This is a genomic window from Nocardiopsis oceani (genome assembly GCF_054777395.1).
The window spans coordinates 1-23,777 of record NZ_BAAHAR010000057.1 but is presented as its reverse complement, the minus strand read 5'-3'; the positions used below and the strand labels follow the sequence as shown (position 1 = coordinate 23,777).

Genomic DNA, 23,777 nt, shown 5'->3' with positions numbered 1-23,777 from the left:
CTCTGGAAGGGAGGCGGTCAGGGTCCTAGGCGAACACCGCTAGAACTTGGCCACGATGTCGGCGAGCAGGCGGCCCACGGTGGCGGCGGAGTCGCGTCCGGTGGCCAGGACGTCCTCGTGGTCGAGGTTGGCGCCCTGCAGTCCGGCGGCGATGTTGGTGACCAGGGACATGCCCAGGACCTGCGCTCCGGCCTCGCGGGCGGCGATGGCCTCCAGGACGGTGGACATTCCGACCAGGTCGGCGCCCATGGCCCGGAGCATGCGGATCTCGGCGGGGGTCTCGAAGTGCGGGCCGGGCATCGCGGCGTAGACGCCTTCCTGCAGGTCCGGGTCGACCCCGCGGGCGATCGCGCGCAGCTCGGGGCTGTAGGTCTCGGTGAGGTCCACGAAGGTCGCGCCCTTGAGCGGCGACTGCGCTGTCATGTTGAGGTGGTCGGCAATGAGTACCGGCGAGCCCACGGCGTAGTCGGCGTTGATGCCGCCCGCCGCGTTGGTGAGCACGACGGTCTTGGCACCCGCGGCGACGGCGGTGCGCACACCGTGCACGACCACGTCGGTGCCGTGGCCCTCGTACAGGTGGGTGCGGCCCAGGAAGGCGAGCACGTTGCGGTCGCCGTCGGCGATGCTGCGGACGGTGCCACTGTGTCCCTCCACCGCCGGGGGCAGGAAGCCGGGAAGGTCGGCGGAGGCCAGTTCGTGCTTGGAGTCGCCGAGCAGGTCCGCGGCAGGGGCCCAACCCGAACCCATGACCAGGGCCACGTCATAGCTGTCCACGCCGGTGCGCGAACGCAGTTCGGTCGCGGCTTCCTCTGCGGCGGCCTGGGGTGTGCGAGTCACTGCTTGTTCTCCGTTCGTCGGTGCCGCGTGTGCGGCGCGGGATGGTTCCCGGTGTCCAGGGGGCGCGCCATCACGTCTTGGGGGCCAGCGTTGCCGGGAACGGTGTGCCCGGCGAACTCGAACCCCGCGGCCTTGTAGACGCGCTGCGCCGACTGGTTGGCCTGGTTGACGCACAGCACGATCGTGTCGGCGTGCGGCGCGACCGCCGCGGCCAGGCGGTCCAGCAGGGGCGCGGAGCACGAGGTCTGGCCGATTCCCCGGCCCTGCCATTGTGGCGTGACGTAGTAGGCACGCAGCAGTACGGCGTGTTCCGGCGAGTCGACCAGCCCGGTGCGGACGGCCCGGTCCAGGACCCCGAACCCGGCGCAGGCGTCCCGGGCCGCGTCGAGGTCGTTCAACGGTTCGTCCCGCGCCACGATCGCGTACGGGAAGCGCTCGGGGTCGCTGTCGGCGTCGGGCAGGGTCTGGGTCGGCAGGCCGGTGAACCGCAGCTGCTCCGGGGGCAGGTCGTGTTCGAGCAGGGCTTCACGGAGCAGGGCGGTCTCGGTGGACTCCGTGTCCAACCGGAGCAGGCGCACCCGTGTACTGTCCCAGCCCGCCTCAGCCCTCTTCCTCGAACCCCGCCAGCGGGTCATAGGCTCTCCGGCAGCTGGGGGACGGGGTGGGAGCCGGTCTGCACGGGCCGCGACATGACCTGCTGCCAGCCCTTGGCGCCCGCGTTGTGGCGGTGTCCGGTCGGGACGAACCCGGCCGAGCGGTAGGTGCGCTCACCGGCGTCGTTGCCGTCGTTGACGCACAGCACGATCTTGGTGGCGCCGGGTGCGATGGCGGCGACCGTCAGGTCGAGGAGCGGGGCGGCGCTGGCGGCGCGACCGACGCCCTGCCGCTGGTGTTCGGGGGTGACGTAGAAGGCGCGTAGCAGGACCGCGTTCTCGGGGTCGTCGACCAGGTCGCGCAGCACGGGCACGCACCGGTCGATGATGCCGAAACCTACGCAGGCCTCGAGGGCCGAGCTCCGGTCGGTCAGGGCGGAGTCGTTGCGGATGACCGCGAACGGGAAGCGTTCGGGGTCGTCGTCGGCACGCGGCAGTGTGTGTACCGCCTCGTCGACGAACCTCTTCTGGTCGGGGGCGACGCGCTGGCGCGGCAGGATCTCGCGCAGCAGGGCCACCTCGGGGGTGGTGCGATCCAGGCGGACCAAGCGCAGACCGGGCACGCGCCGCTGTTCGGGAACGTGGGTCTCGGCCGGTTCGGGGGTGTTCGCTGGCACCGTCTTCCTCCACTCGGCTGTCGGGCCGACCCGTCCCCGGGTGCGGGAACGGGCCGGGCCGCCAGTCTTACACCCCGACCGGGTGCCAGACCGTCTTGGTCTCCAGGAAGGGCGTCATTCGGGAGGTGCCGGGGTCGGTGTCGAGCCAGGCGTCCTCACCGTCGTCTGCCTCGGGACCGGGGCGGAGCACCCGGGTAAGGGTGGTCGCCGCCGCCACCTCGAACTCCGCCGACAGGTGACCGGTTCCGGTCAGGTCGAGGGCGTTCACGTCAGCGTGTGAGGCCAGGTGCGGGCCGATCTCCCCGACCTTTCCGGTGAGCAGGTTGACCACGCCTCCGGGCAGGTCGGACGTGGCGAGCACCTCCGCGAGGTCGATCGCGGCCAGGGGCGCCTTCTCTGAGGTGACCAGCACGGCAGTGTTGCCGGTGGCGATGACCGGGGCGAGCACCGAGGTGAGGCCGAGCAGCGGGGCGTTCTGGGGCGCGAACACCGTCACCACGCCGCTGGGTTCGGGCGCGGAGTGGTTGTAGAACGGCCCCGAGACCGGGTTGGCGCCGCCCAGGACCTGGGCGAACTTGTCCGTCCAGCCCGCGTAGTACACCCAGCGGTCGACAGCAGCCGACACGATCCGGTCCGCCGCTGCCCGGGACAGGCCCTGCGCGTCGACGAGCTGGGCGGCGAACTGCCCGCGGCGGCCCTCCATCACCTCGGCGACCCGGTACAGGATCTGGCCGCGGTTGTAGGCGGCCCGCCCGGACCAGCCGCCGAAGGCCTTGCGGGCGGCGCTGACGGCGTCGCGCGCGTCCTTGCGGGAGGCCAGCGAGGCGTTGGCCAGGTGGGTTCCGTCCGCTGAGGTCACGGGGTAACTCCTGCCCGACTCCGAACGGGGGAAGGCACCGCCCAGGTAGAGCTTGTAGGTCTTGCGGACCGCCAGGCGGGCGGGGGTCGGCGGATGGGTGCTCCCGCCGCCCTTGGCCGCGCTCTCCCCGGCGTTCTTCTTCACCGTGCTCTTCTTACTGCCGCGCCGCTCAGCCAAGGTAGGCCTCCAAACCGTGTCGCCCGCCCTCGCGGCCGTATCCCGACTCCTTGTAGCCGCCGAAGGGGCTGGTCGGGTCGAACTTGTTGAACGTGTTGGACCAGATGACGCCGGCGCGCAGGCGCTCGGCGGTCCACAGCATGCGGGATCCCTTCTCGGTCCACACTCCGGCGGACAGCCCGTAGGGGGTGTTGTTGGCCTTGGCCACGGCTTCCTCGGGCGTGCGGAAGGTGAGCACCGACAGCACGGGGCCGAAGATCTCCTCGCGGGCCACCCGGTGTGCCTGGCTGACCCCGGTGAGCACGGTGGGCGCGAACCAGTAGCCGGACTCGGGCAGGTCGCATGCGGGCGACCAGCGTTCGACGCCCTCCTCGTCGGCCGTGGCGGTGAGCTCGCGGACCCGCGCCAGCTGTGCCTCGGAGTTGATGGCACCGATGTCGGTGTTCTTGTCCAGCGGGTCGCCCAAGCGCAGCTTAGAGATCCGCTCCTTGAGGCGGGGCAGGAACTCGTCCGCGACGGACTCCTGGACGAGCAGCCGCGAACCGGCGCAGCAGACGTGGCCCTGGTTGAAGAAGATGCCCGAGACCACGCCCTCCACGGCCTGGTCGAGCGCGGCGTCGTCGTAGACGATGTTGGCGCCCTTGCCACCCAGCTCCAGGGTGACGCGCTTGTCGGTCCCGGCGACCGCGCGGGCGATCTGGCGACCGACGCCGGTGGAGCCCGTGAAGGCGACCTTGTCGGTGCCCGGGTGCCCGACCAGGGCCCTGCCGGTCTCGCCCGCGCCGGTGAGGATGTTGACCACGCCCGGGGGCAGGTCGGCCTCCTGGCAGATCTCGGCGAAGACCAGCGCGGTGAGAGGGGTGGTCTCGGCGGGCTTGAGCACCACGGTGTTGCCGGTGGCCAGAGCCGGGGCGATCTTCCACGCGAGCATGAGCATCGGGAAGTTCCACGGGATGACCTGGGCGGCCACGCCGAGCGGCCGGGGGTCCGGGCCCAGCCCGGCGTGGTTGAGCTTGTCGGCCCAGCCCGCGTAGTAGAAGAAGTGCGCTGCGACCAGCGGCAGGTCGACGTCGCGGGCCTCCTTGATGGGCTTACCGTTGTCCATCGACTCCAGGACGGCCAGTTCGCGCGAGCGCTCCTGCATGATCCGGGCGATGCGGAAGAGGTACTTGCCGCGCTCCGCGCCGCTCATGCGGCTCCACACGGTGTCGTAGGCGCGGCGGGCGGCGGCGACGGCGCGGTCGACGTCGGCTTCCCCGGCCGCGGCCACCTGGGCGAGCTTGGTCTCGTCGGCCGGGTTGAGGGTGGTGAGGTACTCACCGCCCTCCGCCGGGCCGAACTCGCCGTCGACGAACAGGTCGTAGGTCTCGCGCAGGCTGACGACGGAGCGGGACTCCGGTGCGGGCGCGTACTCGAAGATCACGGCTTTAGTCCTGCGTGTAGTAGTCGGGGCCCGGGTAGGTGCCGGTGGACAGCCTGGTGCGCTGCATGAGCAGGTCGTTCAGCAGGCTGGACGCACCGATACGGAACAGGTCCGGGGTCAGCCAGTCGGGTCCGGCGACCTCGTTGACCAGGACCAGGTTGCGGATGGCGTCTTTGGTGGTGCGGATCCCGCCGGCGGGTTTGACGCCCACGTGGCGGCCGGTGGCGGCGTGGTGGTCCCGCACGGCCTCCAGCATGATCAGGGTGACCGGCAGCGTGGCGGCCGGGGACACCTTGCCCGTGGAGGTCTTGATGAAGTCCCCTCCGGCCTGGATGGCCAGGTGGGAGGCACGGCGCACGTTGTCGTAGGTGACGAGTTCGCCGGTCTCCAGGATGACCTTCAGGTGCGCGTCACCGCAGGCCTCCTTGACCGCGACGATCTCGTCGAAGACTTTGCGGTAGTCACCGGACAGGAACGCGCCCCGGTCGATGACCATGTCGATCTCGCTCGCCCCGTCAGCCACCGCGCGCCGGGTATCGGAGAGTTTGACCTCCATGGGCGCGCGCCCGGACGGGAAGGCGGTGGCGACCGAGGCCACCCCGACCCCGGTGCCGCGCAGCGCCTCGACGGCGGTGGCGACCATGTCCGGGTAGACGCAGACCGCGCCCACGCGGGGCACGGTGCGGTCGGCGGGGTCGGGCCCGGCCGCCTTGGCGCACAGCGACCGGACCTTGCCGGGTGTGTCGGCGCCCTCGAGCGTGGTCAGGTCCACCATGGAGATGGCCAGGTCGATGGCGTTCGCCTTGGCGGTGGTCTTGATGGAGCGGGTGGACAGGTCCTGGGCGCGGGCAGCGGCGCCGACCTCGTCGACCCCCGGGAGGCCGTGCAGGTAGGCCCGGAGCGCGTGGTTGGTCGTCGCCTCGGGCGCGAATGCGGTGTGGGGCACGGGCACCTACAGCTCGTCGGTTCAACTGGGGCCGTCCGCTGCGGCCAGCGGAAACGGCGTGTCCTGGGTACGGGGTGGGTGTTCCCCGCCGTCAGGCAGTCACCATAACCCCGGGCCGGGTCGGCGTCAGTCCCCCTCGGGCCCGCGCCGACCAAGGTTGGAGAAGACTCCAATAGGGGACCGCCGGGATTGTCGTCCTTTCATCCAACCAAAGGGCGGAAACCCCGCAGAACCGAGCTTTCCCACCGGGGCCGCCCCCGGTCTCTTGGCCGTCCGGCCCTTCCGCGGTCTAGACCGGACCACTCCCCTGGTCTGAACTGACCGGCCGTACGGATCGGCGGTAGGAGCCGTACGCGTCGTACAACTACCCTGGTGGCATGGCGGAGTTCCGGATCAGCAGTGACGACAGGCAGGTCGACCTGCGCAGGTTGGCGACGGCCCTGGCGGAGTCCCAGGGATGGGCGCGCGAGGACGTGGGCATCTGGGACAACCGCCAGGGCGAGGTGATCGTGACGATCGACGACGGCCTGATGCGCAAACCCGACGCCGATCCTCTGCACCGCCCGCGGCACACCCCGCACGCCGTGCACGACGCCTGTGAGCTGCTGCGGCGGGAGGACACGTCCCTGCGCGGGGTGGACTTCCGCTACCTCAAGGCCGAGAGCGCCCGGTTCTTCTCCGCCGGTTGGACCCTGGCCGACCTCCAGCACGCCCTGGGCCAGCGCCCGGACGGCGCGGTCTGGGAGAGCGGGCCCGAATACCGGGGCACCCGGTGGTTCGCCCACCGCCTTGCGGCCTGGAAGACCCCGGACGGGGACATCAGGCCCTCCCAGTCCCAGGAGTCCGCCCAGCTGCGCGTGATCAGCCGGGCCGGGCTGCCGATGGACATCGGCCTGCCCGAGGACATCGAGCTGTCGGAGCGCCCGGTGGCCAGCCCGTCGGCGGCGCGGTCGGCCGCCGACGACGCCCGCAGGCTCATCCGGCAGAACACGCGCACCACGACGGACTCCCTCGCGCACCAGGACCGGACCTCGGCGCACATCACCCGGCCCGACCAGCACTGAACCGACGGGCGCCGAACCGGGACGGCCCGCGGGGCGCCAGGCGGGCGGTCAGCCCCCGCGGCGGCCGCGTTCGGCCCGGGCCTCCTCCACCACGGAGACCACCCCGTCGGCGAACCTGCCCAGGCCGAGCTCCAACGGACCCCGGCCCACCGCGTACCGCCACAGGCTCGCGAAGACCAGCGACCCCGCGATGAACATCTCCAGGTACCAGTAACCACCGGCGGCGTTCTCCGGGTGCAGCGCCACGATCACCGCGATGACGAGAATGTGGCCGGAGTACACGGTCAGGGGCATCCGGCCGACGGAGTTCAGCGGGTACATCACGCGCGGCAGCCACTCGGAGAGCAGCATGCACACCACCAGGACGATGAGCGCCTGCCCCACCGCCTCGAAGATCTCGAAGGTGGTCCCGGTGTGCGGCGTGTTCACCGCCAGCCACCACCAGGAGTCGGTGGGGACCTGCCCGCTGATGCTGTGCGAGGCCTCCACCGTGTTGGCCCGCAGTTCCTCGGCGGTGGCCCCGTCGACGGAACTCAGCGGACGGCCGTTGAGGAAGGTGCTGTCGGCCTCGGTCAACCGGTCCAGGCCGCCCAAGGGCTGCATCAGCGTCCAGGAGCCCACGTATCCGATCACGGCCAGGACCGCGCCGGTGACCGCCATCCGGATCCGCACGGCGGTGGCGGTCAGATCCGTCCGGCCGACCGCCATCCCGGCGAACACGAACGCCATGAAGGTGATCGCCGGATAGTAGCCGGTCAGGAAGAACTCGCGGAACGAGGTGAGCGCCGCGGTCCGGACACCCTCGGGGAACAGGGTGTCGCGCAGCAGGAAGGACACCACCGGCCCCGCCAGGGCGAGCGTGCCCGCGGCCGTCCACAGGACCGCCGCCCGGGCCCGCAGGAGGGGCAGTGCCAGGACGAAGAACCCGGCGTAGTAGGTGAGGATGATCGCGACGGGCACGGCGAACAGGTCCAGGAAGACGCCGAGCAGCCCGATGAGGACCGAGCGCGCCAGGATGCGCACGACCGCCGTACGCAGGGCGTCGCCCTCCACCGGCTGGGTCCGGCCGGTCATGAGCGCCAGGGAGACCCCGGCGAGGAAGGCGAAGAGGGCGGAGGAGTTCCCGCGCACGAGGCTGTGGAGCTCCCAGCCCTGCTCCTCCGGCAGCAGGCCGAAGGAGATGACCCCGAGATGGACCGCGAACATCCCGAACACCGCGAGCGCCCGCGCCGCATCGATCCCGTCGATACGGCGCCTGGCCGGGCTTACTCCGCCGGGAGGCGTTCCGGTGTCGTCTGACTGGTTCTGTGCCACGTCTGCCAGGTTATGTCCGCTGCACCAAGGCCTTCAAAAGCCTTAACGCACCCCTGACGGCCACAGGCGGCCACAGGCCGAGGAGCGCCGACCGGGCCGGGGCACGTGCGCCCGGCCCGGTCCGATCAGTCAGAACGCCCGGTCAGTCAGGGCACCCGGTCAGTCGGACAGGTCGCTGAACACGTCCAGCGCCTCCGGGTTGGCGAGGGAGTCGCGGCTGGCGACCTTCTCCGGGCTCTCCCCCATAAGGATGCGCTTGACCGGGACCTCCAGCACCTTGCCGGAGAGGGTCCGGGGCACGGACTCGATCACGCGGACCCGGTCCGGGACGTGCCGCGGCGAGCAGTCGGTACGGATCCGGCGGGCGATCTCCTTGGGCAGGTCGCCCTCGAGGTCCGAGCCCTCGCGCAGCACGGTGAAGAGTTCGATCTTGGAGGTCCCGTCGCCCTGGGGAACGTCCACGACCAGCGCGTCCACGACATCGTCCAGTGCCAGGACGGCACGGTAGATCTCGCTGGTTCCCATGCGCACGCCACCGCGGTTGATGGTGGAGTCGGAGCGGCCGTAGATGACGGCGGTGCCGCGTTCGGTGATCTCGATCCAGTCGCCGTGCCGCCAGATGCCCGGGTAGACCGCGAAGTAGCTGTCGTGCAGGCGTTCCCCGCTGGTGTCGCCCCAGAGGAAGACCGGCATGGACGGGGCCGGTTCGGTGACCACGAGTTCACCGACCTCGCCGACCAGCTCCTTGCCGTCGGGGTCCCAGGCGGCCACAGCCATGCCGAGCCCGCGGGACTGGATCTCGCCCTCGTACACGGGCAGGGTGGGCGTCCCGCCGACCAGGCAGCTGCAGATGTCGGTGCCGCCGCTGGTGGAGAACAGCCAGAGGTCGTCGCCGAACTCCTCGTACACCCAGGCGAAGGCCTCGGGGCTGAGCGGGGAACCCGTGGAGCCGATCGCCTTGAGGGCGGACAGGTCGCGGCCCTGGCGCGGGCGGACGCCCTCCTTCATGCAGGAGGACAGGTACCCGGCGCTGGTGCCGAAGACAGTGACCCCGGCCTCGGCGGTCAGGTCCCACAACGACCCCAGGCCCGGGTTGGAGGGCGGCGAAGAGGGGGCCGGGTGGGCAGGGCTGCCGTCGTAAAGGACGATGGAGGCCTTGGTCAGCAGGACGCTGACCAGGAAGTTCCACATCATCCAGCCGGTGGTGGTGAACCAGAAGACCCGGTCGTGCGCCTGGGCGTCCAGGTGCAGGTTCAGGTTCTTGAGCTGTTCGAGGAGGATGCCGCCGTGGCCCTGCACGATCGCCTTGGGCAGGCCGGTGGTGCCGGAGGAGTAGAGCACCCACAGGGGGTGGTCGAAGGGGACGGGCGTGAAGGTGAGTTCGGCGCCCGCACCGCGCTCCTCGAGCTCGCCCCAGGACAGGGTGCCGTCGAGGGCGGCTCCGGGGGTGAGGTAGTCGAGGAGGACCGTGTGCTCGAGGCCGGGGAGATCGGCACGCAATTCTTCCACCACCGGACGGCGGTCGAAGTCCTTGCCCCCGTAGCGGTAGCCGTCCACGGCGAGGAGCACCTTGGGCTCGATCTGGGCGAAGCGGTCGATCACGCTGCGCACACCGAAGTCCGGTGAGCAGGAGGACCAGATCGCACCGAGGGAGGCGACGGCGTAGAACGCGGCCGCGGTCTCGGGGAGGTTGGGCAGGTACGCGGCGACCCGGTCGCCTTCCCCGACTCCGAGCTCGCGGAGTCCGGCGGCGATCGCGGCGGTACGCTCACGGAGCTCGCCCCAGGTCCAGGCGCCGAGCTCGCGCAGCTCGGTGGCGTGGCGGATGGCGACTTCGTCGGCGTCGCGACCCTCGAAGACGTGTTCGGCATAGTTGAGGGTGGATCCGGGGAACCACTGGGCGCCCGGCATGCTCCGGTCGCCGAGGACAGTCTCATAGGGCGTCTTGGCCTGGACGCCGTAGTACTCCCAGATCGACGCCCAGAAACCGTCGATGTCGGTGACCGACCAGCGCCAGAGGGCGTCGTAGTCGAAGTCCGCGGCCGCGGTCGAGCCGCCCGCACCGAAGGCCTTCACTCCGCGCTCCTGTGCGGCCCACCGGGCAAACGCGACGATGTTGGATGACTCGATCCGCTCCTCGTCGGGCTGCCAGAGCACACGGGGCACGCTGCTCTCCGTCATTGGCCCGCCTTCCCAATCGCGTGGCTGTGTGTTGCTGTGCGCCCCATCTAACAACACATCATGGCGCGGGACACCGGCTGGTCCGGCCTAGAGGCGCAGTCGACACTCAGGGAAGTACGCAGGTCACAGTGGGCGCACCGGGGTGTGGGACATCCACTCCCGGAGGGGCTTCCGAGAGTGGGCGTCCCACCTGGATCGCGGTCGGGAGTTCCAGGAGACTCCCGTCGGCGGTCTAACCCAGTTCGCGGAGGGCAGCGACCGCCGCCACGGGTGACTCCACAACCATGGCGCCGGTCGCCTCGAGGCGCTCACGGGCCATGAGTCCGCTGGCCACAAGGATGGCCCGGGCCCCGGCCTCGCGGGCGGCGCGGGCGTCGTCGTCGATGTCACCGATGAGAACGACGCCGGCCGGGTCGAGGTCCTGGTGCTTCAGGTGGTGCACCAGGTGCTCGGCCTTGGAGTCGTGTTCGGTGTCGAACTTTCGGCCGTCGACCCGAGTGAAGTGCGAGGTCAGGCCGCGCTCGTCGATGAGGGGCACCAAGTGGTCGTGCGAGGCCATGGACAGCAGCGACTGGCTGCCGCCCGTACCCTTCCACTGGTGGAGCACGTCGGGGACGCCGACGGCGAGTTCGCAGGTGTGGAGGTACTCCTGGTAACTGCTGTCGTAGAGCTTCTCGGCCCGCTGCCACTCGCCCTCCTCGAAGCTCCGCCCAAGGAGGTCTTCGTAGCAGGGGATGAGGGGGCGGCGGAAGATGCTGCGCCAGTAGTCCATCCCGACCGGCTCACGGCCGAAGTGGGAGCACACCGCGTTGACCGCGGCGAGGTTGGCGTGGTTGTCGTCGAGGAGGGTGCCGTTCCAGTCCCAGACGATGTGGTGGGTGCTCGGATTCTCGGAAGTCTTCTCAGCCATTGGGAGCACTTTACGACGGGTTGACCCGGATCCGATATGCGTTTTTTGCCACCTCAGCCCGGGTGCCGGGGGTCGGGCTGCTGGTCAGCGCCCTCCCCGGCCGCCCAGCGGGGACCGTTGCCGCCGCGGCGCCGCGCCTTCTGTTTCTTCTGTTCCTTCCGTTCCTTCCGCAGCCTGCGGCCGCGCCGTGCCGCCCATACCCCGGCCACGGCCATCAGCGGGAACAGCACGAGGATGAGCACCGGCAGCAGGACCGCCAGCAGCGAGGACACTGCGCTGACGACGTCCTCGAGGAAGGACATGACCGGGGCACCGGCGCCGACAGTAAAAGTGTTGACGAGCGGCCGCGCCAGCGCCTTGGCCAGGTGGAAGAGCAGGGCCACGACGACTCCGGCGATGACCGCGCCCCAAGAGACCCCGTCGGCGGACACCGCCGCTGAGGCCTCGCCGCTGATGTCGGCCAGTTCGACCGCGGAGGCCCCGGCACCGAAGGTGATCCCCCCGGATGTGGGGCGGACGGCGGTCTGCACGAGGTCGTTGAGGCTGTCCAACGCGGGGATCTTGTCCGCGGCGAACTCCACGACGAGGAGCACGGCGAGGATGATGAGCGTGGCAGGGTGTTCGAGCCACTCCCAGGCCGGTCCGAGCGGGATCAGTTCGGTGTAGCGGGACAACAGCCCCACTACGAGCAGGGGAATGTAGGCGTTGAGCCCGGCCGCGGAGGCCAGACCAAGGCCGGTGAGGGTGCCGATCATGGGGGGTTCCTTCGAGCGCGCCGGACAGGGGTCGGTGCCGAACCGAGACTACGGTCCGGCACCGGTCACCTGAGTGGACGCCCGTGCACGGCGAGTGGTTCGGATCTGGGGCTGTTGACGATATCCTTCGACCTCGCTGACGGACCGGGACTGCGCCGAGTCCGGGGCCTGGCCGAACTCACTGCGGACCCGTCACTGGTGCAGGAGGTCCCAGCACTGGTCGAGTGCCTCCTCCAGATCTCGCATGCGCCCGCGTTCGTGCGCGTCCAGACCGCCAGGATCGGAGTGGAGCGCGTGCTCCTCGTCCATCAGACCGGGGTTGGTCGACATGATGCCCTGCTCGGCGCTGTCGCTGATACCGCCATGGCCGGGGCGGGCGGGACGATCAGCACTTGCGGTCTGGGAAACTCCTATTACGGCCGGGTTGGTGACGAATCGCTCGCATGCGGGGTGGCGGGCAGAGCGGAATAGACCGCGAAACTCCGCCCTTTAATACCTTGAGGGGGTATGGTGATGGCAGCTGAGCAGGAACAACACGGAAACGGTGGCATGGCGGCGACCCACGGTTACAGCAATGACAAGCAGAGCCACATCAACCGACTCCGCCGCGTCGAGGGACAGATCCGCGGCCTCCAGCGCATGGTCGAGGACGACCAGTACTGCATCGACATCCTCACCCAGACCTCGGCGGTGAACAAGGCGCTGCGTTCCTTCGCCCTCTCTATGCTCGACGAGCACCTGAAGCACTGCGTGGCACACGCCGTGGCCAACGGAGGCGAGGAAGCCGAGGAGAAGGTGCGCGAGGCCTCGGACGCGATCGCCCGCCTGGTCCGGTCCTGATCCAGGTCGGTCCCGGGCTCCCCCAGCGATCGGCCGACCCCGGCCATCCCGCCCCGCGAACGCCAGACCAGGGCTAACGTACTGACATGTCCCCCGAACGCACCGACGAGTCCCCCGAGACGAACAGCTTCTCCCGCGACCTGGAGCGCCGCCTGGCCCTGCCGGTCCTGGTCTGCGCGGTGGTATCCGTACCCGCCGTCTTCCTCGGCATGTGGGGTGAGGGACGCTGGTCGGAGATCGGCCACCTGGTCAACTGGCTGGCGGGGCTGGTCCTGTGGGCGGAGTGGATCCTGCTCATCGCCCTAGCCAAGAACAAGCTCGGCTGGCTGCGCACCCACAAGTGGAGCACGTTCGTGGCGGCGGTGACCCTTCCCGCCGTGATCTTCACCCTCGGACCGGCACAGGTGCTTCGTCTGGCCCGGGTAGCCGCGACTCTGCGCCTGGTCCGGGTCACCCGGATCATCGAGGCGGGCGGCGTCCTGCGCCGCCGGATGGGACTGACCGGAGCGCGCGGGGCGGTGGCGGCGGTAGCCACCACCGCCCTGTCCCTCGCGTTCGCCGCGGCCATCCTCGCCGACCCCGACTCCGCGAGCCGCCGGTTCTTCGCCAACCTCGCCGAGAGCTTCGGGTTCTGGCAGGTCGCCCTCGCCCTCACCCTCATCGCGGTGGCGACCGCCCTCATCATGTACCTGCGCCGACGCGGTTCTGCGGCCGGCGCCGAAGCGGATCAGTCGTCGCCGTAGCGCTCCCGCTCGTTCTCCAGCAGGCGCGCACCCTCCGACCGGGAGGCCGCCGCGTCCAGGTAGTTGACCGACTCGTTGGCCACGAACGACGAGGGGCGGCCGTGGTCGGCGAACCCCAGGCGGGAGACCTCTCCCCCGGTCACGGCTCGGATCCCCCAGTTGGCGGCGATCCTGGCACGAGCGGGCGAGGACGGCACCGACATCATGTGGTAACCGCGGGTGACGGCCAGCGCCGGCAGCCCGCTCAGGTCGAACTGCATGATCCTGGCCAGCGCGTCCTTACCGCTCAGGTCCACCACGAGGCCCAGGTCCTTGTGCTGGAAATCGCGCAGCGGCCTGCCGAGGACCGAGTTGACCACGTTGTGGGCCGCAGTGGCGGCCTGCCTGCTGGCGTACTGGGCCGTGGGCGGGCAGTAGGCGCTGTCGCCCTGCGAGAGGTCGGGCACCGCTGCGGCGTCGCCGAGCGCGAAGACGTCGGGCTGGCCCGGCACGGCCAGGTCGGTGCCGACCTCCAGGCGCCCCCGCTGGGTCGGTTTGCCCAGGGTCTCCATCAGCGGGCTGGGTGTGACCCCCGCCGTCCAGATGAGGGTCCGGCAGGGCAGGGCCCGCCCGTCGGTGAGCACCACCTTGTCAGCGGTCACCTCCCGGACGGTGACCTTCAGTTTCACCTCGATGCCCAGGTTGCGGAGCAGGTCGAGGGCCTTGCGGCCGAGACGGTCACCGAGTTCGGGCAGTACCTTTGGCGCGATGTCGACGAGGTGCCAGCGGATGACCGAGCGCAGCTCGGGGTAGCGCCTGGCCGCCTCCTCGCAGAGCCGTTTCAGTGAGGCGGCCGTCTCCACGCCGGTGTATCCGCCGCCGACCACGACGAAGCGGCAGCGCTCCTCCCGTTCGACCGGGTCGCGCGAGTCGTTGGCCAGTTCCAGCTGGCCCAGTACGTGGTCGCGCAGCAGTACCGCCTCGGCGAGGGTCTTGGCCCCGTAGGCGTGTTCGGTGAGCCCCGGGATGTCGAACTCGCGGGTCATCGACCCCGGGGCGAGCACGAGCCGGTCGTAGGGGCAGGGGGCGAGCTCGCCGCTGGCTTTGCGCACGACAACCGTGCGGTTCCGGGTGTCGACTCCGATCGCGTAGCCGGGGACGAGCCTGGTCTGCCGGGTGAGCCGGTGCACCGACATGGCGATCGACTGCGGCGTGAGCATCCCGGAGGCCACTTGGGGCAGCAGCGGGCTGTAGAGCATGTAGTCGTTTGGCGCCACGAGGGCGATATCAGCAGCGCCCGTGGGAATGCGGCGCTCGAGGTGGCGCAGGGTGTGAAGTCCGGCGAAACCGGCTCCGACCACCACGATGCGAGGCCGAGACATAAGTACACCGCTCCTTCTCAGTGTCGGGGGCGGGACGTCCTTCGCGTCTGCGGGCCGTCGGACGCGGGCGTACCCCGTTCACCCCTTCCGAATGTACGGGCGGAAGGCCGGATTCCGGGCATCCCCACGCGGGGCGGAGCTGGGACTTTGTCACCCGTTGGTCCCGGAGCGGAAAGGTAGACGGGCATTTCAAGCTCGTGAAACCCCCAAGTGGTGTCTTTTGGCGCAGACTAGGCAACTGTGTGTGGTCATGCACGAACCGAGAGTGCTGATCCGTGTCACAGAAAGGGGCAAGGAACGCGTATGCGTGCGTTCAGCAAGATCGCCGCCACCACCGTGCTGGCCGGAGGATTGACCGTGTTCGGGGCGGGGGCCGCCTTCGCCGACCCGCCGGACGACGTCACCGAGCACGTCGACGAGGTCACGGAGCCCGTGGAGGACGTCACCGACCCCGAAGGGGACGTCACGGAGCCGGTGGAGGACGTCACCGAACCGGTCGAGGAGCTGTCCCCCGAGGCGGAGGCCCTCCTGGAGGATCCGCAGGTACAGGAAGTCCTGGCCGACGAGGACGCGGTGGAGCTGCTCAGCGACCCCGACGCGCTGGAGGCGCTCGAGGCTCTGCTGGAGCTCGAGGACCCGCTGGGCGCTCTTGAGGAGCTCGACCTCCCGGTCGGCACCGATGACCTGCCCGCCGACACCGACGATGTCACCGACGACGTCGATGTGCCGGTGGAGGACGTCGAGGCGCCGGTCGACGAGATCACCGACGAGGTCGGTGGCGTCACCGACCTCACCTGACCCGCACGGGGTCCGTGACCCGGACTCCGCAGGGCGGGGGCGGGCGGTCATCGACCGCCCGCCCCCTTGTGTGTTCGCTGAGTACCGTGTGCTCGGTGGGTCCGGCTTCGGTCAGCTGCCGTTAAGCCCCGCGGAGACGCGCTCGCCGATCCCCGGGTCGATGTCGGTCCAGTACTTCACCGCGCGTGCCCGGACGCCGTCGTCGGTGACGGCGGAGATGTGACCGACCACGTTGTTCACGAGGCGGTCGCGGGCCGCGTCGTCCATGACGTCGCGGATCAGCGACCGCGGCTGGGTGACGTCGTCGTCGTCGCGGTGCTGAGTGTAGGCCTCGCGCACCAGGTCGGCGGCCTCCACCTGCCAGCTGGCCTGGTCGACCCCTTCCTCGCTGCCCGCGCTGGGGCCGCCGAAGGAGTTCGGGTGGTAGACGGCGCCGGTGTTCGGCGGGTACTGGCGCATCTGCCCGTCCTTGGCATAGGAGCGCACCGGCACGTGCGGCCGGTTGGGCGGCAGCTCCGTGTAGTTGACCCCGATCCGGTAGCGGTGGGTGTCGGGGTAGGAGAACAGCCGGGACAGCAGCATCTTGTCCGGCGACGGGCCGATGCCCGACACCAGGTTCGAGGGCTCGAAGGCGGCCTGCTCGATGTGGATGTGGTGGTTCTCCGGGTTCTGGTTCAGCGTCATCCGGCCGACCTCGATCAGCGGGTAGTCGCCCTTGGACCACACCTTGGTCAGGTCGAACGGGTTGAACCGGTAGTTCGCGGCCTCGTCGACCGGCATGATCTGCATGCTCAGCGTCCAGGACGGATGGTCGCCGCGCTCGATCGCCTCGAACAGATCCCTGCGGTGGTGGTCGGCGTCCTCACCGGCCAGCCGGTCCGACTCCTCCTGGGTGAGGAAGTCGTTGCCCTGGTCGGTCCGGAAGTGGTACTTCACCCAGAAGCGCTGCCCCTTGGCGTTGATCCACTGGTAGGTGTGCGAACTGAACCCGTCCATGTTGCGCCAGGTCTTCGGAATGCCCCGGTCACCCATCAGCCAGGTCACCTGGTGCGAGGACTCCGGCGACAGCGACCAGTAGTCCCACTGCATGGTGTTGTCCCGCAGGCCGGTGCGCGGGTCGCGCTTCTGGGACCGGATGAAGTCCTGGAACTTCTGGGGGTCCTTCATGAAGAACACCGGGGTGTTGTTGCCGACCATGTCGTAGTTGCCCTCGCGCGTGTAGAACTTCAACGCGAAGCCGCGCGGGTCACGCCACGTGTCGGGGCTGCCCATCTCACCCGCCACGGTGGAGAACCGGGCCAGCATCGGGGTCTCCCGGCCGGGCTGGAAGACGTCCGCGCAGGTGTACTGGCTGACGTCGTTGGTCACGCGGAAGACACCGTAGGCGCCGCTGCCCTTGGCGTGGACCACGCGCTCGGGGACGCGTTCCCGGTTGAACTGGGCCATCTTCTCGATGAGGTAGGCGTCGTGGAGCACCAGGGGCCCGTCCCTGCCCACGCTCAGCGAGTGTTCGTCACTGGCCACGGGGATGCCCGCGTTCGTGGTGGTGGCCCGGGACTCCGGTCGGTTGTCGACCATGGAACTTTCCCCCTCGTAGGTGTACGCGCACGCCCCGGATGTCGGGTCCGGGGTGTCTGTGCGCCCCCTACCCGCGAGCGGTTCAAGGGACGATCAATGGGGGTTCATGTCGGCGATGGGGCGGGCCCTGCGGCGAGCAGCGCCGCGGTGCCCATGCTCAGGAGCAGGTCGGCCATCTCCTCGCGGGACAGGTCGCCCCGGCTGTGCGGGGTGGAGTTGAGCAGACCGAAGGCGGCGTGCACCGACGCGCGCAGCGCGGCGGGTGAGGTTTCGGGGCGCAGTTCGGCGAGGACGTTGACCCACTCCTCCACGTAACCGCGTTGGAGGCGCCGGACCCGGCGGCGGTCCTGGTCGGTGAGGTTGCCCAGCTCCCGGTCGTGGACGGTGATGAGGTCGGGCTCGTCCAGCGAGAACTCGATGTGTCCGCGCAGCAGGGACTCCAGGGCCGCTTCGGGGCCGTCGGCCCGGCCGACCAGACTGCGCCCCTGTTCGGCGAGGCGCTCGCTGATGTCCACGAGGACCTCGCCGAGCAGCGCCTCCTTGCCGGGGAAGTGCCGGTAGAGCGCCGGGCCCGTGGTGCCCACCGCGCGGCCGAGGTCGTCGATGGTCACGCCCCGGTAGCCGCGCGCGGCGAAGAGTTCGGCCGCCGCACCCAGGATCGCGGTCCGCCGCTGTCCGATCGGCCGCTGGCCCGCAGAATGCTGCCCCTGCTGCCCTGTCGACTGGCCCGTCGACTGCTGTCCTGTCGACTGGCCCGTCGATCTGTGACTCGCCGGTCTCGCGCCCATGCGCCCGCCTCTCCTCGGCCCCGTCCGATGACTCATGCCATCCGGACTCTGGACACCCATGTTAGTAGTTACTAACATCACTGTTGTTAGTGAGCATTAACATCCCTCCACGAGAGGACTCTATGAGCAGGGCACCTGTGCTCGGTTCGGCGGTGGACACCGCCGGTCCCGCGTTCGCCGCCAACGACGCCGCGAACCGTGCGCTCGCGCTGGAGCTGCGGGAGCGGATCGCGACCGCGGCTCTCGGCGGCCCCGAGAAGACCCGCGCCCGACACGTCGAACGCGGCAAGCTCCTCCCCCGCGACCGCGTCGACCTCCTCCTCGACCCCGGTTCGCCGTTCCTGGAGATCGCACCGCTGGCCGCGTACGGCCTCTACGGCAAGGACGGCCACGACGCCCCCGGCGCCGGGATGATCGCCGGGGTGGGCCGCGTCGCCGGTCGGCCGGTGGTCGTGGTCGCCAACGACGCCACGGTCAAGGGCGGCAGCTACTACCCGGTGACGGTCAAGAAACACCTGCGCGCCCAGGAAGTGGCGCTGCACAACCGCCTCCCCTGCGTGTACCTGGCCGACTCCGGCGGCGCCTTCCTCCCCATGCAGGACGACGTCTTCCCCGACCGGGAGCACTTCGGCCGCATCTTCTACAACCAGGCCACCATGTCCCGGGCCGGCATCCCGCAGATCGCCGCGGTCCTGGGCTCGTGCACCGCCGGCGGCGCCTACGTCCCGGCGATGAGCGACGAGGCCGTGATCGTCCGCGAACAGGGCACCATCTTCCTGGGCGGCCCGCCCCTGGTGAAGGCGGCCACCGGCGAGGAGGTCACCGCCGAGGACCTGGGCGGCGGCGACCTGCACTCCCGGGTCTCCGGGGTCACCGACCACCTCGCCGACGACGACGCCGACGCCCTCACCAAGGTGCGCCGGATCGCCGACACCCTCGGCCCGCTCGACCCCCCGGCCTGGGAGGTCCGCGAACCGCGCCCGCCCGAGCTCGACCCCGAAGAGCTCTACGGGGTGGTGCCCGCCGACACCCGGACCCCGTACGACGTGCGCGAGGTCATCGGCCGCGTCGTCGACGGCAGCGAGTTCACCGAGTTCAAGAGCGAGTACGGCACCACCCTGGTCACCGGGTTCGCGCACATCAACGGCCACCCCGTCGGGATCATCGCCAATAACGGCATCCTGTTCGCCGAGTCCGCGCTCAAGGGCGCGCACTTCATCGAGTTGTGCGACCGCCGCTCGATCCCGCTCGTGTTCCTGCAGAACATCTCCGGGTTCATGGTCGGCCGCGACTACGAGGCGGGCGGCATCGCCAAGCACGGCGCCAAGATGGTCACCGCCGTGGCCTGCGCCCGCGTCCCCAAGTTCACCGTGGTCATCGGCGGTTCCTTCGGCGCGGGCAACTACTCGATGTGCGGCCGCGCCTACTCGCCCCGCTTCCTGTGGATGTGGCCCAACGCCCGCATCTCCGTGATGGGCGGCGAACAGGCCTCCTCAGTGCTCTCCACCGTCCGCCGCGACCAGAAGGAGGCGCGCGGCGAGGAGTGGTCGGCCGAGGAAGAGGAGGCCTTCAAGGCGCCCATCCGCGACCAGTACGAGGAGCAGGGCAGCCCCTACTACTCCACCGCCCGCCTGTGGGACGACGGCGTCATCGACCCCGCCGACACCCGCGACGTGCTCGCCATGGCCCTGTCCGCCGCCCGCCACACGCCGCTGGACCCGGTGGGCTACGGCGTCTTCCGGATGTGAGGAAACCCTTGACCACGATGCCCACCAGTTCATCAGGCAGCAGTACACCGGCGACCGTGCTGGTCGCCAACCGCGGCGAGATCGCGCTCCGGATCATGCGCACCCTGCGCCGGATGGGTATCAGCCCGGTCACGGTGCACACCGACGCCGACTCCGAGGCCCCGCACACGCTCGCCGCCGACGAGGCGTTCCGGGTGGAGCACTACCTGGACGCCGACGCGATCGTCGCCGCCGCGCTGGACAGCGGCGCCACGGCGGTCCACCCCGGCTACGGCTTCCTGTCCGAGAACGCCGATTTCGCCCGGCACTGCACCGACTCCGGGCTGGTCTTCATCGGCCCGCCCGCCTCCGCCATCGAGGCCATGGGCGACAAGATCCGCGCCAAGGACACCGTGGCCGCAGCCGGCGTTCCCGTCCTCGGCGGTTTCACCGAGAAGCCCGGGCAACCCCTGGCCGACGACGAGCTCCGGCGCGCCGCCGAGGAGACCGGCTATCCGCTGCTCATCAAGCCCTCCGCCGGGGGCGGCGGCAAGGGCATGCGGGCCGTCCACTCCCCCGACACCCTGCTCGCCGACGCCGCGGCCGCCCGCCGCGAGGCCCTGGCCTCCTTCGGCGACGCCACCCTGCTCGTGGAGAAACTGGTCCAGCGGCCGCGCCATATCGAGGTGCAGGTCATGGCCGACGGCCACGGCAACGTCCTGCACCTGGGCGAACGCGAGTGCAGCCTGCAGCGCCGCCACCAGAAGGTGGTGGAGGAGGCGCCGTCGCCGCTGCTCACCGACGCACAGCGCGCCACCATGGGCGCGGCCGCCGTGGCCGCCGCCCGCTCCTGCGGGTACGTGGGGGCCGGAACCGTGGAGTTCATCGCCGAGACCGACGGCGAAGAGGTCGCGTTCTCCTTCCTGGAGATGAACACCCGCCTGCAGGTCGAGCACCCCGTCACCGAGGAGGTCGTGGCTGTCCGCGGCGAGCGCGGCGTCGACCTGGTCGAACTCCAGGTCCGCGTGGCCGCCGGGGAGGCGCTGCCGTTCGTCCAGGACGAGGTGTCCTGGGCCGGGCACGCGGTGGAGTCGCGGATCTACGCCGAGGACGCCGACCGCGGATTCCTGCCCTCGGGCGGGCCGATCCTGGCGCTGCACGCGCCCGCGGGACCGGGCGTGCGCGTGGATTCGGGTATCGCCGAGGGCGGCGCGGTGACCTCCGACTTCGACCCCATGCTGGCCAAGGTCATCACCTGGGGCTCGGACCGGTCCGAGGCGCTGGACCGGATGGACGCGGCGCTCGGCTCCTACCTGCTGCTCGGCTGTGTCACCAATACCGCCTACCTGCGCCGGCTGCTGCGCCATCCGCGTGTGGTCGCCGGCGACCTGAGCACCGACCTCATCGCCGCCGACCCTCCCGCCCCCGCGCCCGAGGGGGTACCCGAGGAGGTGTACGCGGCCGCCGCGCTGGACCACCAGCTGGACCTCGAGGGCCCGCCGAACGCCGACCGCTTCGCCGTCCCCGACGGCTGGCGGATGGGCGGCCCCGCGTGGACCCCGTGGCGGCTGCGGGCGCCCGGGCAGGCCGCGGCCGTGGTGCGGGTGCGGCGTGACGGGGCCGCTGGCCGCTACCTGGTGGCCGTGGACGGGCAGGACCCTGCGGGAGCGGACACGCACGAACCGATGGGTGCGGACGGGCCGCAGGCGACCGGATCCGAGCCCGCCCAGGTGGCCGCCCGCGCACGGCGTTCCGCCGACGGGTCCCAGCTCACCGTCGCGTACGGCGGCCGGACCCGTACCTACGCCCGCGCCGACGACCCCGCCGCCGCGCACCGGTGGCTGGGCGTCGGCGGCGCCGCCTGGAGCCTGCACGAGGAGCCGGTGGCCGCCGCGCTGCGCGAGGACGACGCGGCCGCCGACGGGACCGTGCGCAGCCCCATGCCGGGCACGGTGCTCGACGTACCGGTCGAGGTCGGCCAGCAGGTCACCGCCGGGACCGCGCTCGCCGTGGTCGAGGCCATGAAGATGGAGCACTCCGTGCCCTCCCCGATCGACGGGACCGTCACCACCGTGTCGGTCCGGCCGGGGGCGTCGGTACCCATGGACGCCCCCCTCGTCACCGTCGAACCCCTCTCCGCGTCGGCCGAGGACCCGGCCGACGCACCTTCCACCGCCACCGAGGAGCAGCGATGAACCGCCACGAACTCTCGACCGAGCACGCCGACCTACGGGCCGCCGTGGAGACCTTCGCCCGGACCGAGGTCGCGCCGGTGATCGGCGACTTCTACGAGCGGGAGGCCTTCCCCTACGACATCGTCGCCAAGATGGGGCAGATGGGCCTGTTCGGGCTGCCGTTCCCCGAGGAGCACGGCGGCATGGGCGGCGACTACTTCGCCCTGTGCCTGGCCCTGGAGGAGCTGGCCCGGGTGGACTCCTCCGTGGCGATCACCCTCGAGGCCGGTGTTTCCCTTGGCGCAATGCCCATCCACCGGTTCGGCACCGAGGAGCAGAAGAAGACCTATCTGCCCAAGCTGACCTCGGGCGAGGCGCTGGGGGCCTTCGGCCTGACCGAGCCGGACGGCGGTTCGGACGCCGGGGGAACCAAGACCACGGCACGTCTCGAGGACGGCAAGTGGGTGATCAACGGGACGAAATCGTTCATCACCAACTCCGGCACCGACATCACCGCGCTGGTTACCGTGACCGCCGTGACCGGCAAGCGCGCGGACGGCCGCCCGGAGATCTCGTCGATCCTGGTCCCCAAGGGCACCCCCGGGTTCTCCGTGGGCCAGAAGTACTCGAAGGTCGGCTGGAACGCCTCGGACACCAACGAGCTGGTCTTCGAGGACTGCCGCGTCCCCGAGGCCAACCTCGTGGGCGAGCGCGGGCGCGGTTACGCCCAGTTCCTGCGGATCCTCGACGAGGGCCGCATCGCCATCGCGGCGCTGTCCGTGGGCCTGGCCCAGGGCTGCGTGGACGAGAGCGTCCGCTACGCCCACGAGCGGCAGGCCTTCGGCAACAGCATCGGCCAGTACCAAGCGATCCAGTTCAAGATCGCCGAGATGGAGGCCCGTACGTACGCGGCGCGCCTGGCCTACTACGACGCGGCCTCGCGAATGCTCGCCGGAGAGCCCTTCAAGAAGGAGGCGGCGATCGCCAAGCTCATCGCGTCCAACGCCGCGATGGACAACTCCCGCGACGCCACCCAGGTGTTCGGCGGCTACGGCTTCATGAACGACTACCCGGTGGGCCGCTTCTACCGCGACGCCAAGATCCTCGAGATCGGTGAGGGTACGAGCGAGGTCCAGAAGATGCTCATCGCGAGGGAGCTCGGGCTGCCCGCCTAGAACCCGTGTAACCGAACCCCATAGCCACGCGGCCCTGAGGACAACGGAGTCCCCGGGGCCGCGTTTGCTGTCCCTTCTTTAGGACCTCTCAGTTTCACCGTTGGCTTGGGGCGTTTGCCTTGGGACGTTCGGGGTTCCTTCCTTCGGTGGGGTGTCCTCCCTGGGGTGGGGTGTCCTCCTTTCCCGCCGCCCGATTGTGGCCGTCTCCGCTACGCGCCTCAAGGTCGACGCCATCGAGCGCTTCGCGCGTCAACGGCGCTCCACCTTGACCCGCTCCGCTACGACGGCAGGTTGGCGGCTATCGGGAAAGGGGGACGGGTGGTTGAGGTCCGAGCGGCCCCGGCCTCCGGCCGGGCAACCCCGGTCGGCCTGGCGGCCGGGCAACCCCGGTCGGCCTGGCGGCCGATGCCTGCCACGCCGCCAGAGCGTTTACGGGCCGGGTGTCACGGCCGGTCATTCGCCCCTGCGGACCCTGAACAGCACGGCCTGCGGCCGGGTGGGCCCCTGCGCCGGAGCACACCGGTTGAGGGTGTCGCGGCCGGTCATGGTGTGCAACGCGAACCCCCGGAAGAGGGCCGGGGAGCCAGGGCACGGGGGCGTGGGGCGGTAGGGCCTTGGCGGGCGGGGTTACCGCTCCTCAGGTGTGGGGGTGGGAGTGGGGGTTGGGTCGGGGTCCCCGTCCTGATCCTTGCCCCCACCCTTGTCGTTGTTGTTGTTCCGGTTGCGGTGAGAGGGGCGGCCCTGCCAGACGGACTGCTCCGGATTGGTCTCCCGGCGATACTTCAACCGGTTGTGATCCGAGCACAGTGGCTGAATATTGTCCGCGCTCGTGGACCCGCCGGCCGAGAAGCTCCTCT

Annotated in this window: 21 protein-coding genes and 1 pseudogene; 7 read left to right on the top strand and 15 right to left on the bottom strand. The window is 70.5% G+C overall.

Going from position 1 to position 23,777, the window contains the following annotated elements; translation table 11 throughout:
• Positions 1 to 39: 39 nt before the first annotated feature.
• The 6 genes from ACYVDG_RS28355 to deoC all read right to left on the bottom strand — a co-directional run bounded on the left by ACYVDG_RS28355 (position 40) and on the right by deoC (position 5,518).
• The gene (locus tag ACYVDG_RS28355; protein ID WP_460760872.1) at positions 40 to 837 is read right to left on the bottom strand and encodes a purine-nucleoside phosphorylase; all 798 of its coding nucleotides are present in this window, start codon (positions 835 to 837) and stop codon (positions 40 to 42) included.
• Entirely contained in the window at positions 834 to 1,472 is a 639-nt protein-coding gene (locus ACYVDG_RS28350; protein ID WP_460760869.1) for a GNAT family N-acetyltransferase, read from the bottom strand. The genes ACYVDG_RS28355 and ACYVDG_RS28350 overlap by 4 nt, the downstream gene beginning before the upstream one ends.
• Positions 1,469 to 2,107, bottom strand: a complete 639-nt coding sequence (locus ACYVDG_RS28345) for a GNAT family N-acetyltransferase (protein ID WP_460760867.1) — start codon at positions 2,105 to 2,107, stop codon at positions 1,469 to 1,471. Before ACYVDG_RS28345 ends, ACYVDG_RS28350 begins: the two co-directional genes overlap by 4 nt.
• Before the next feature lie 67 nt (positions 2,108 to 2,174).
• Positions 2,175 to 3,110, bottom strand: coding sequence for an aldehyde dehydrogenase family protein (locus ACYVDG_RS28340; protein ID WP_460760960.1), 936 nt, complete (start codon positions 3,108 to 3,110; stop codon positions 2,175 to 2,177).
• Positions 3,111 to 3,135: 25 nt separating this feature from the next.
• Positions 3,136 to 4,566: an aldehyde dehydrogenase family protein gene (locus tag ACYVDG_RS28335; RefSeq protein ID WP_460760864.1), complete on the bottom strand. Its 1,431-nt coding sequence runs from the start codon at positions 4,564 to 4,566 to the stop codon at positions 3,136 to 3,138.
• 4 nt (positions 4,567 to 4,570) lie between these two features.
• Entirely contained in the window at positions 4,571 to 5,518 is a 948-nt protein-coding gene (gene deoC, locus ACYVDG_RS28330) for a deoxyribose-phosphate aldolase (RefSeq protein WP_460760861.1), read from the bottom strand.
• Positions 5,519 to 5,889: 371 nt separating this feature from the next.
• Between deoC and ACYVDG_RS28325 the strand changes: the two genes are divergently transcribed.
• On the top strand, positions 5,890 to 6,576 hold the full coding sequence (locus ACYVDG_RS28325) for a hypothetical protein (RefSeq protein ID WP_460760858.1): 687 nt from the start codon (positions 5,890 to 5,892) through the stop codon (positions 6,574 to 6,576).
• Between the two features lie 48 nt (positions 6,577 to 6,624).
• Here ACYVDG_RS28325 and ACYVDG_RS28320 read toward each other — a convergent pair whose 3' ends face one another.
• The 5 genes and pseudogenes from ACYVDG_RS28320 to ACYVDG_RS28300 all read right to left on the bottom strand — a co-directional run.
• Positions 6,625 to 7,890 carry a heparan-alpha-glucosaminide N-acetyltransferase domain-containing protein gene (locus ACYVDG_RS28320; RefSeq protein WP_460760855.1) on the bottom strand — a complete coding sequence of 422 codons (1,266 nt, stop codon included), beginning with the start codon at positions 7,888 to 7,890 and terminating at the stop codon, positions 6,625 to 6,627.
• A 159-nt stretch (positions 7,891 to 8,049) separates the two neighbouring features.
• Positions 8,050 to 10,071, bottom strand: a complete 2,022-nt coding sequence (locus ACYVDG_RS28315; RefSeq protein ID WP_460760852.1) for an acetoacetate--CoA ligase — start codon at positions 10,069 to 10,071, stop codon at positions 8,050 to 8,052.
• A gap of 232 nt (positions 10,072 to 10,303) precedes the next feature.
• Positions 10,304 to 10,981 carry an HAD family hydrolase gene (locus tag ACYVDG_RS28310; RefSeq protein ID WP_460760849.1) on the bottom strand — a complete coding sequence of 226 codons (678 nt, stop codon included), beginning with the start codon at positions 10,979 to 10,981 and terminating at the stop codon, positions 10,304 to 10,306.
• 53 nt (positions 10,982 to 11,034) lie between these two features.
• Complete coding sequence (locus tag ACYVDG_RS28305) at positions 11,035 to 11,736, bottom strand: DUF4126 domain-containing protein (protein ID WP_460760846.1); 702 nt, start codon at positions 11,734 to 11,736, stop codon at positions 11,035 to 11,037.
• 114 nt (positions 11,737 to 11,850) lie between these two features.
• Positions 11,851 to 12,093, bottom strand: a pseudogene (locus ACYVDG_RS28300) (DUF2630 family protein); the annotation flags it as partial.
• 192 nt (positions 12,094 to 12,285) lie between these two features.
• Between ACYVDG_RS28300 and ACYVDG_RS28295 the strand changes: the two are divergent.
• Entirely contained in the window at positions 12,286 to 12,576 is a 291-nt protein-coding gene (locus tag ACYVDG_RS28295; protein ID WP_460760843.1) for a metal-sensitive transcriptional regulator, read from the top strand.
• Positions 12,577 to 12,662: 86 nt separating this feature from the next.
• Positions 12,663 to 13,319 carry a metal-sensitive transcriptional repressor family protein gene (locus ACYVDG_RS28290; RefSeq protein ID WP_460760839.1) on the top strand — a complete coding sequence of 219 codons (657 nt, stop codon included), beginning with the start codon at positions 12,663 to 12,665 and terminating at the stop codon, positions 13,317 to 13,319.
• Here the strand turns inward: ACYVDG_RS28290 and ACYVDG_RS28285 are convergent.
• Complete coding sequence (locus ACYVDG_RS28285) at positions 13,304 to 14,680, bottom strand: NAD(P)/FAD-dependent oxidoreductase (RefSeq protein ID WP_460760834.1); 1,377 nt, start codon at positions 14,678 to 14,680, stop codon at positions 13,304 to 13,306. The genes ACYVDG_RS28290 and ACYVDG_RS28285 overlap by 16 nt on opposite strands.
• 303 nt (positions 14,681 to 14,983) lie before the next feature.
• Between ACYVDG_RS28285 and ACYVDG_RS28280 the strand changes: the two genes are divergently transcribed.
• Positions 14,984 to 15,478, top strand: a complete 495-nt coding sequence (locus ACYVDG_RS28280) for a hypothetical protein (protein WP_460760831.1) — start codon at positions 14,984 to 14,986, stop codon at positions 15,476 to 15,478.
• Positions 15,479 to 15,589: 111 nt separating this feature from the next.
• Here ACYVDG_RS28280 and ACYVDG_RS28275 read toward each other — a convergent pair whose 3' ends face one another.
• Together ACYVDG_RS28275 and ACYVDG_RS28270 are read right to left on the bottom strand one after the other, a co-directional pair.
• A complete protein-coding gene (locus ACYVDG_RS28275; protein WP_460760826.1) occupies positions 15,590 to 17,056 on the bottom strand; it encodes a catalase in 1,467 nt (488 codons plus the stop codon).
• Positions 17,057 to 17,160: 104 nt separating this feature from the next.
• The gene (locus tag ACYVDG_RS28270; protein WP_460760823.1) at positions 17,161 to 17,844 is read right to left on the bottom strand and encodes an SACE_7040 family transcriptional regulator; all 684 of its coding nucleotides are present in this window, start codon (positions 17,842 to 17,844) and stop codon (positions 17,161 to 17,163) included.
• Between the two features lie 137 nt (positions 17,845 to 17,981).
• Here ACYVDG_RS28270 and ACYVDG_RS28265 point away from each other — a divergent pair, with 137 nt between their 5' ends.
• Genes ACYVDG_RS28265 through ACYVDG_RS28255 form a run of 3 tightly spaced genes read left to right on the top strand, consistent with a single transcriptional unit; the run spans position 17,982 to position 22,920 of the window.
• Positions 17,982 to 19,592: a carboxyl transferase domain-containing protein gene (locus ACYVDG_RS28265; protein WP_460760955.1), complete on the top strand. Its 1,611-nt coding sequence runs from the start codon at positions 17,982 to 17,984 to the stop codon at positions 19,590 to 19,592.
• Positions 19,593 to 19,609: 17 nt separating this feature from the next.
• Positions 19,610 to 21,766 (top strand): acetyl/propionyl/methylcrotonyl-CoA carboxylase subunit alpha, encoded by a 2,157-nt coding sequence (locus tag ACYVDG_RS28260; protein WP_460760951.1) that lies wholly within the window; start codon positions 19,610 to 19,612, stop codon positions 21,764 to 21,766.
• Positions 21,763 to 22,920 (top strand): acyl-CoA dehydrogenase family protein, encoded by a 1,158-nt coding sequence (locus tag ACYVDG_RS28255; protein WP_460760818.1) that lies wholly within the window; start codon positions 21,763 to 21,765, stop codon positions 22,918 to 22,920. The genes ACYVDG_RS28260 and ACYVDG_RS28255 overlap by 4 nt, the downstream gene beginning before the upstream one ends.
• Positions 22,921 to 23,547: 627 nt before the next feature.
• On the opposite strand, the gene ACYVDG_RS28250 is transcribed toward ACYVDG_RS28255, so the two are convergent.
• A partial coding sequence (locus tag ACYVDG_RS28250) for an HNH endonuclease signature motif containing protein (RefSeq protein WP_460760814.1) occupies positions 23,548 to 23,777 on the bottom strand: 230 nt, incomplete at its 5' end.

Bases quoted from the DNA above. Each gene is read 5' to 3' on its own strand.
- ACYVDG_RS28350 (WP_460760869.1), bottom strand. From the start codon at position 1,472: ATGACCCGCTGGCGGGGTTCGAGGAAGAGGGCTGAGGCGGGCTGGGAC.
- ACYVDG_RS28325 (WP_460760858.1), top strand. From the start codon at position 5,890: ATGGCGGAGTTCCGGATCAGCAGTGACGACAGGCAGGTCGACCTGCGC.
- ACYVDG_RS28315 (WP_460760852.1), bottom strand. From the start codon at position 10,071: ATGACGGAGAGCAGCGTGCCCCGTGTGCTCTGGCAGCCCGACGAGGAG.
- ACYVDG_RS28310 (WP_460760849.1), bottom strand. From the start codon at position 10,981: ATGGCTGAGAAGACTTCCGAGAATCCGAGCACCCACCACATCGTCTGG.
- ACYVDG_RS28305 (WP_460760846.1), bottom strand. From the start codon at position 11,736: ATGATCGGCACCCTCACCGGCCTTGGTCTGGCCTCCGCGGCCGGGCTC.
- ACYVDG_RS28295 (WP_460760843.1), top strand. From the start codon at position 12,286: ATGGCGGCGACCCACGGTTACAGCAATGACAAGCAGAGCCACATCAAC.
- ACYVDG_RS28290 (WP_460760839.1), top strand. From the start codon at position 12,663: ATGTCCCCCGAACGCACCGACGAGTCCCCCGAGACGAACAGCTTCTCC.
- ACYVDG_RS28285 (WP_460760834.1), bottom strand. From the start codon at position 14,680: ATGTCTCGGCCTCGCATCGTGGTGGTCGGAGCCGGTTTCGCCGGACTT.
- ACYVDG_RS28280 (WP_460760831.1), top strand. From the start codon at position 14,984: ATGCGTGCGTTCAGCAAGATCGCCGCCACCACCGTGCTGGCCGGAGGA.
- ACYVDG_RS28275 (WP_460760826.1), bottom strand. From the start codon at position 17,056: ATGGTCGACAACCGACCGGAGTCCCGGGCCACCACCACGAACGCGGGC.
- ACYVDG_RS28270 (WP_460760823.1), bottom strand. From the start codon at position 17,844: ATGGGCGCGAGACCGGCGAGTCACAGATCGACGGGCCAGTCGACAGGA.
- ACYVDG_RS28260 (WP_460760951.1), top strand. From the start codon at position 19,610: ATGCCCACCAGTTCATCAGGCAGCAGTACACCGGCGACCGTGCTGGTC.
- ACYVDG_RS28255 (WP_460760818.1), top strand. From the start codon at position 21,763: ATGAACCGCCACGAACTCTCGACCGAGCACGCCGACCTACGGGCCGCC.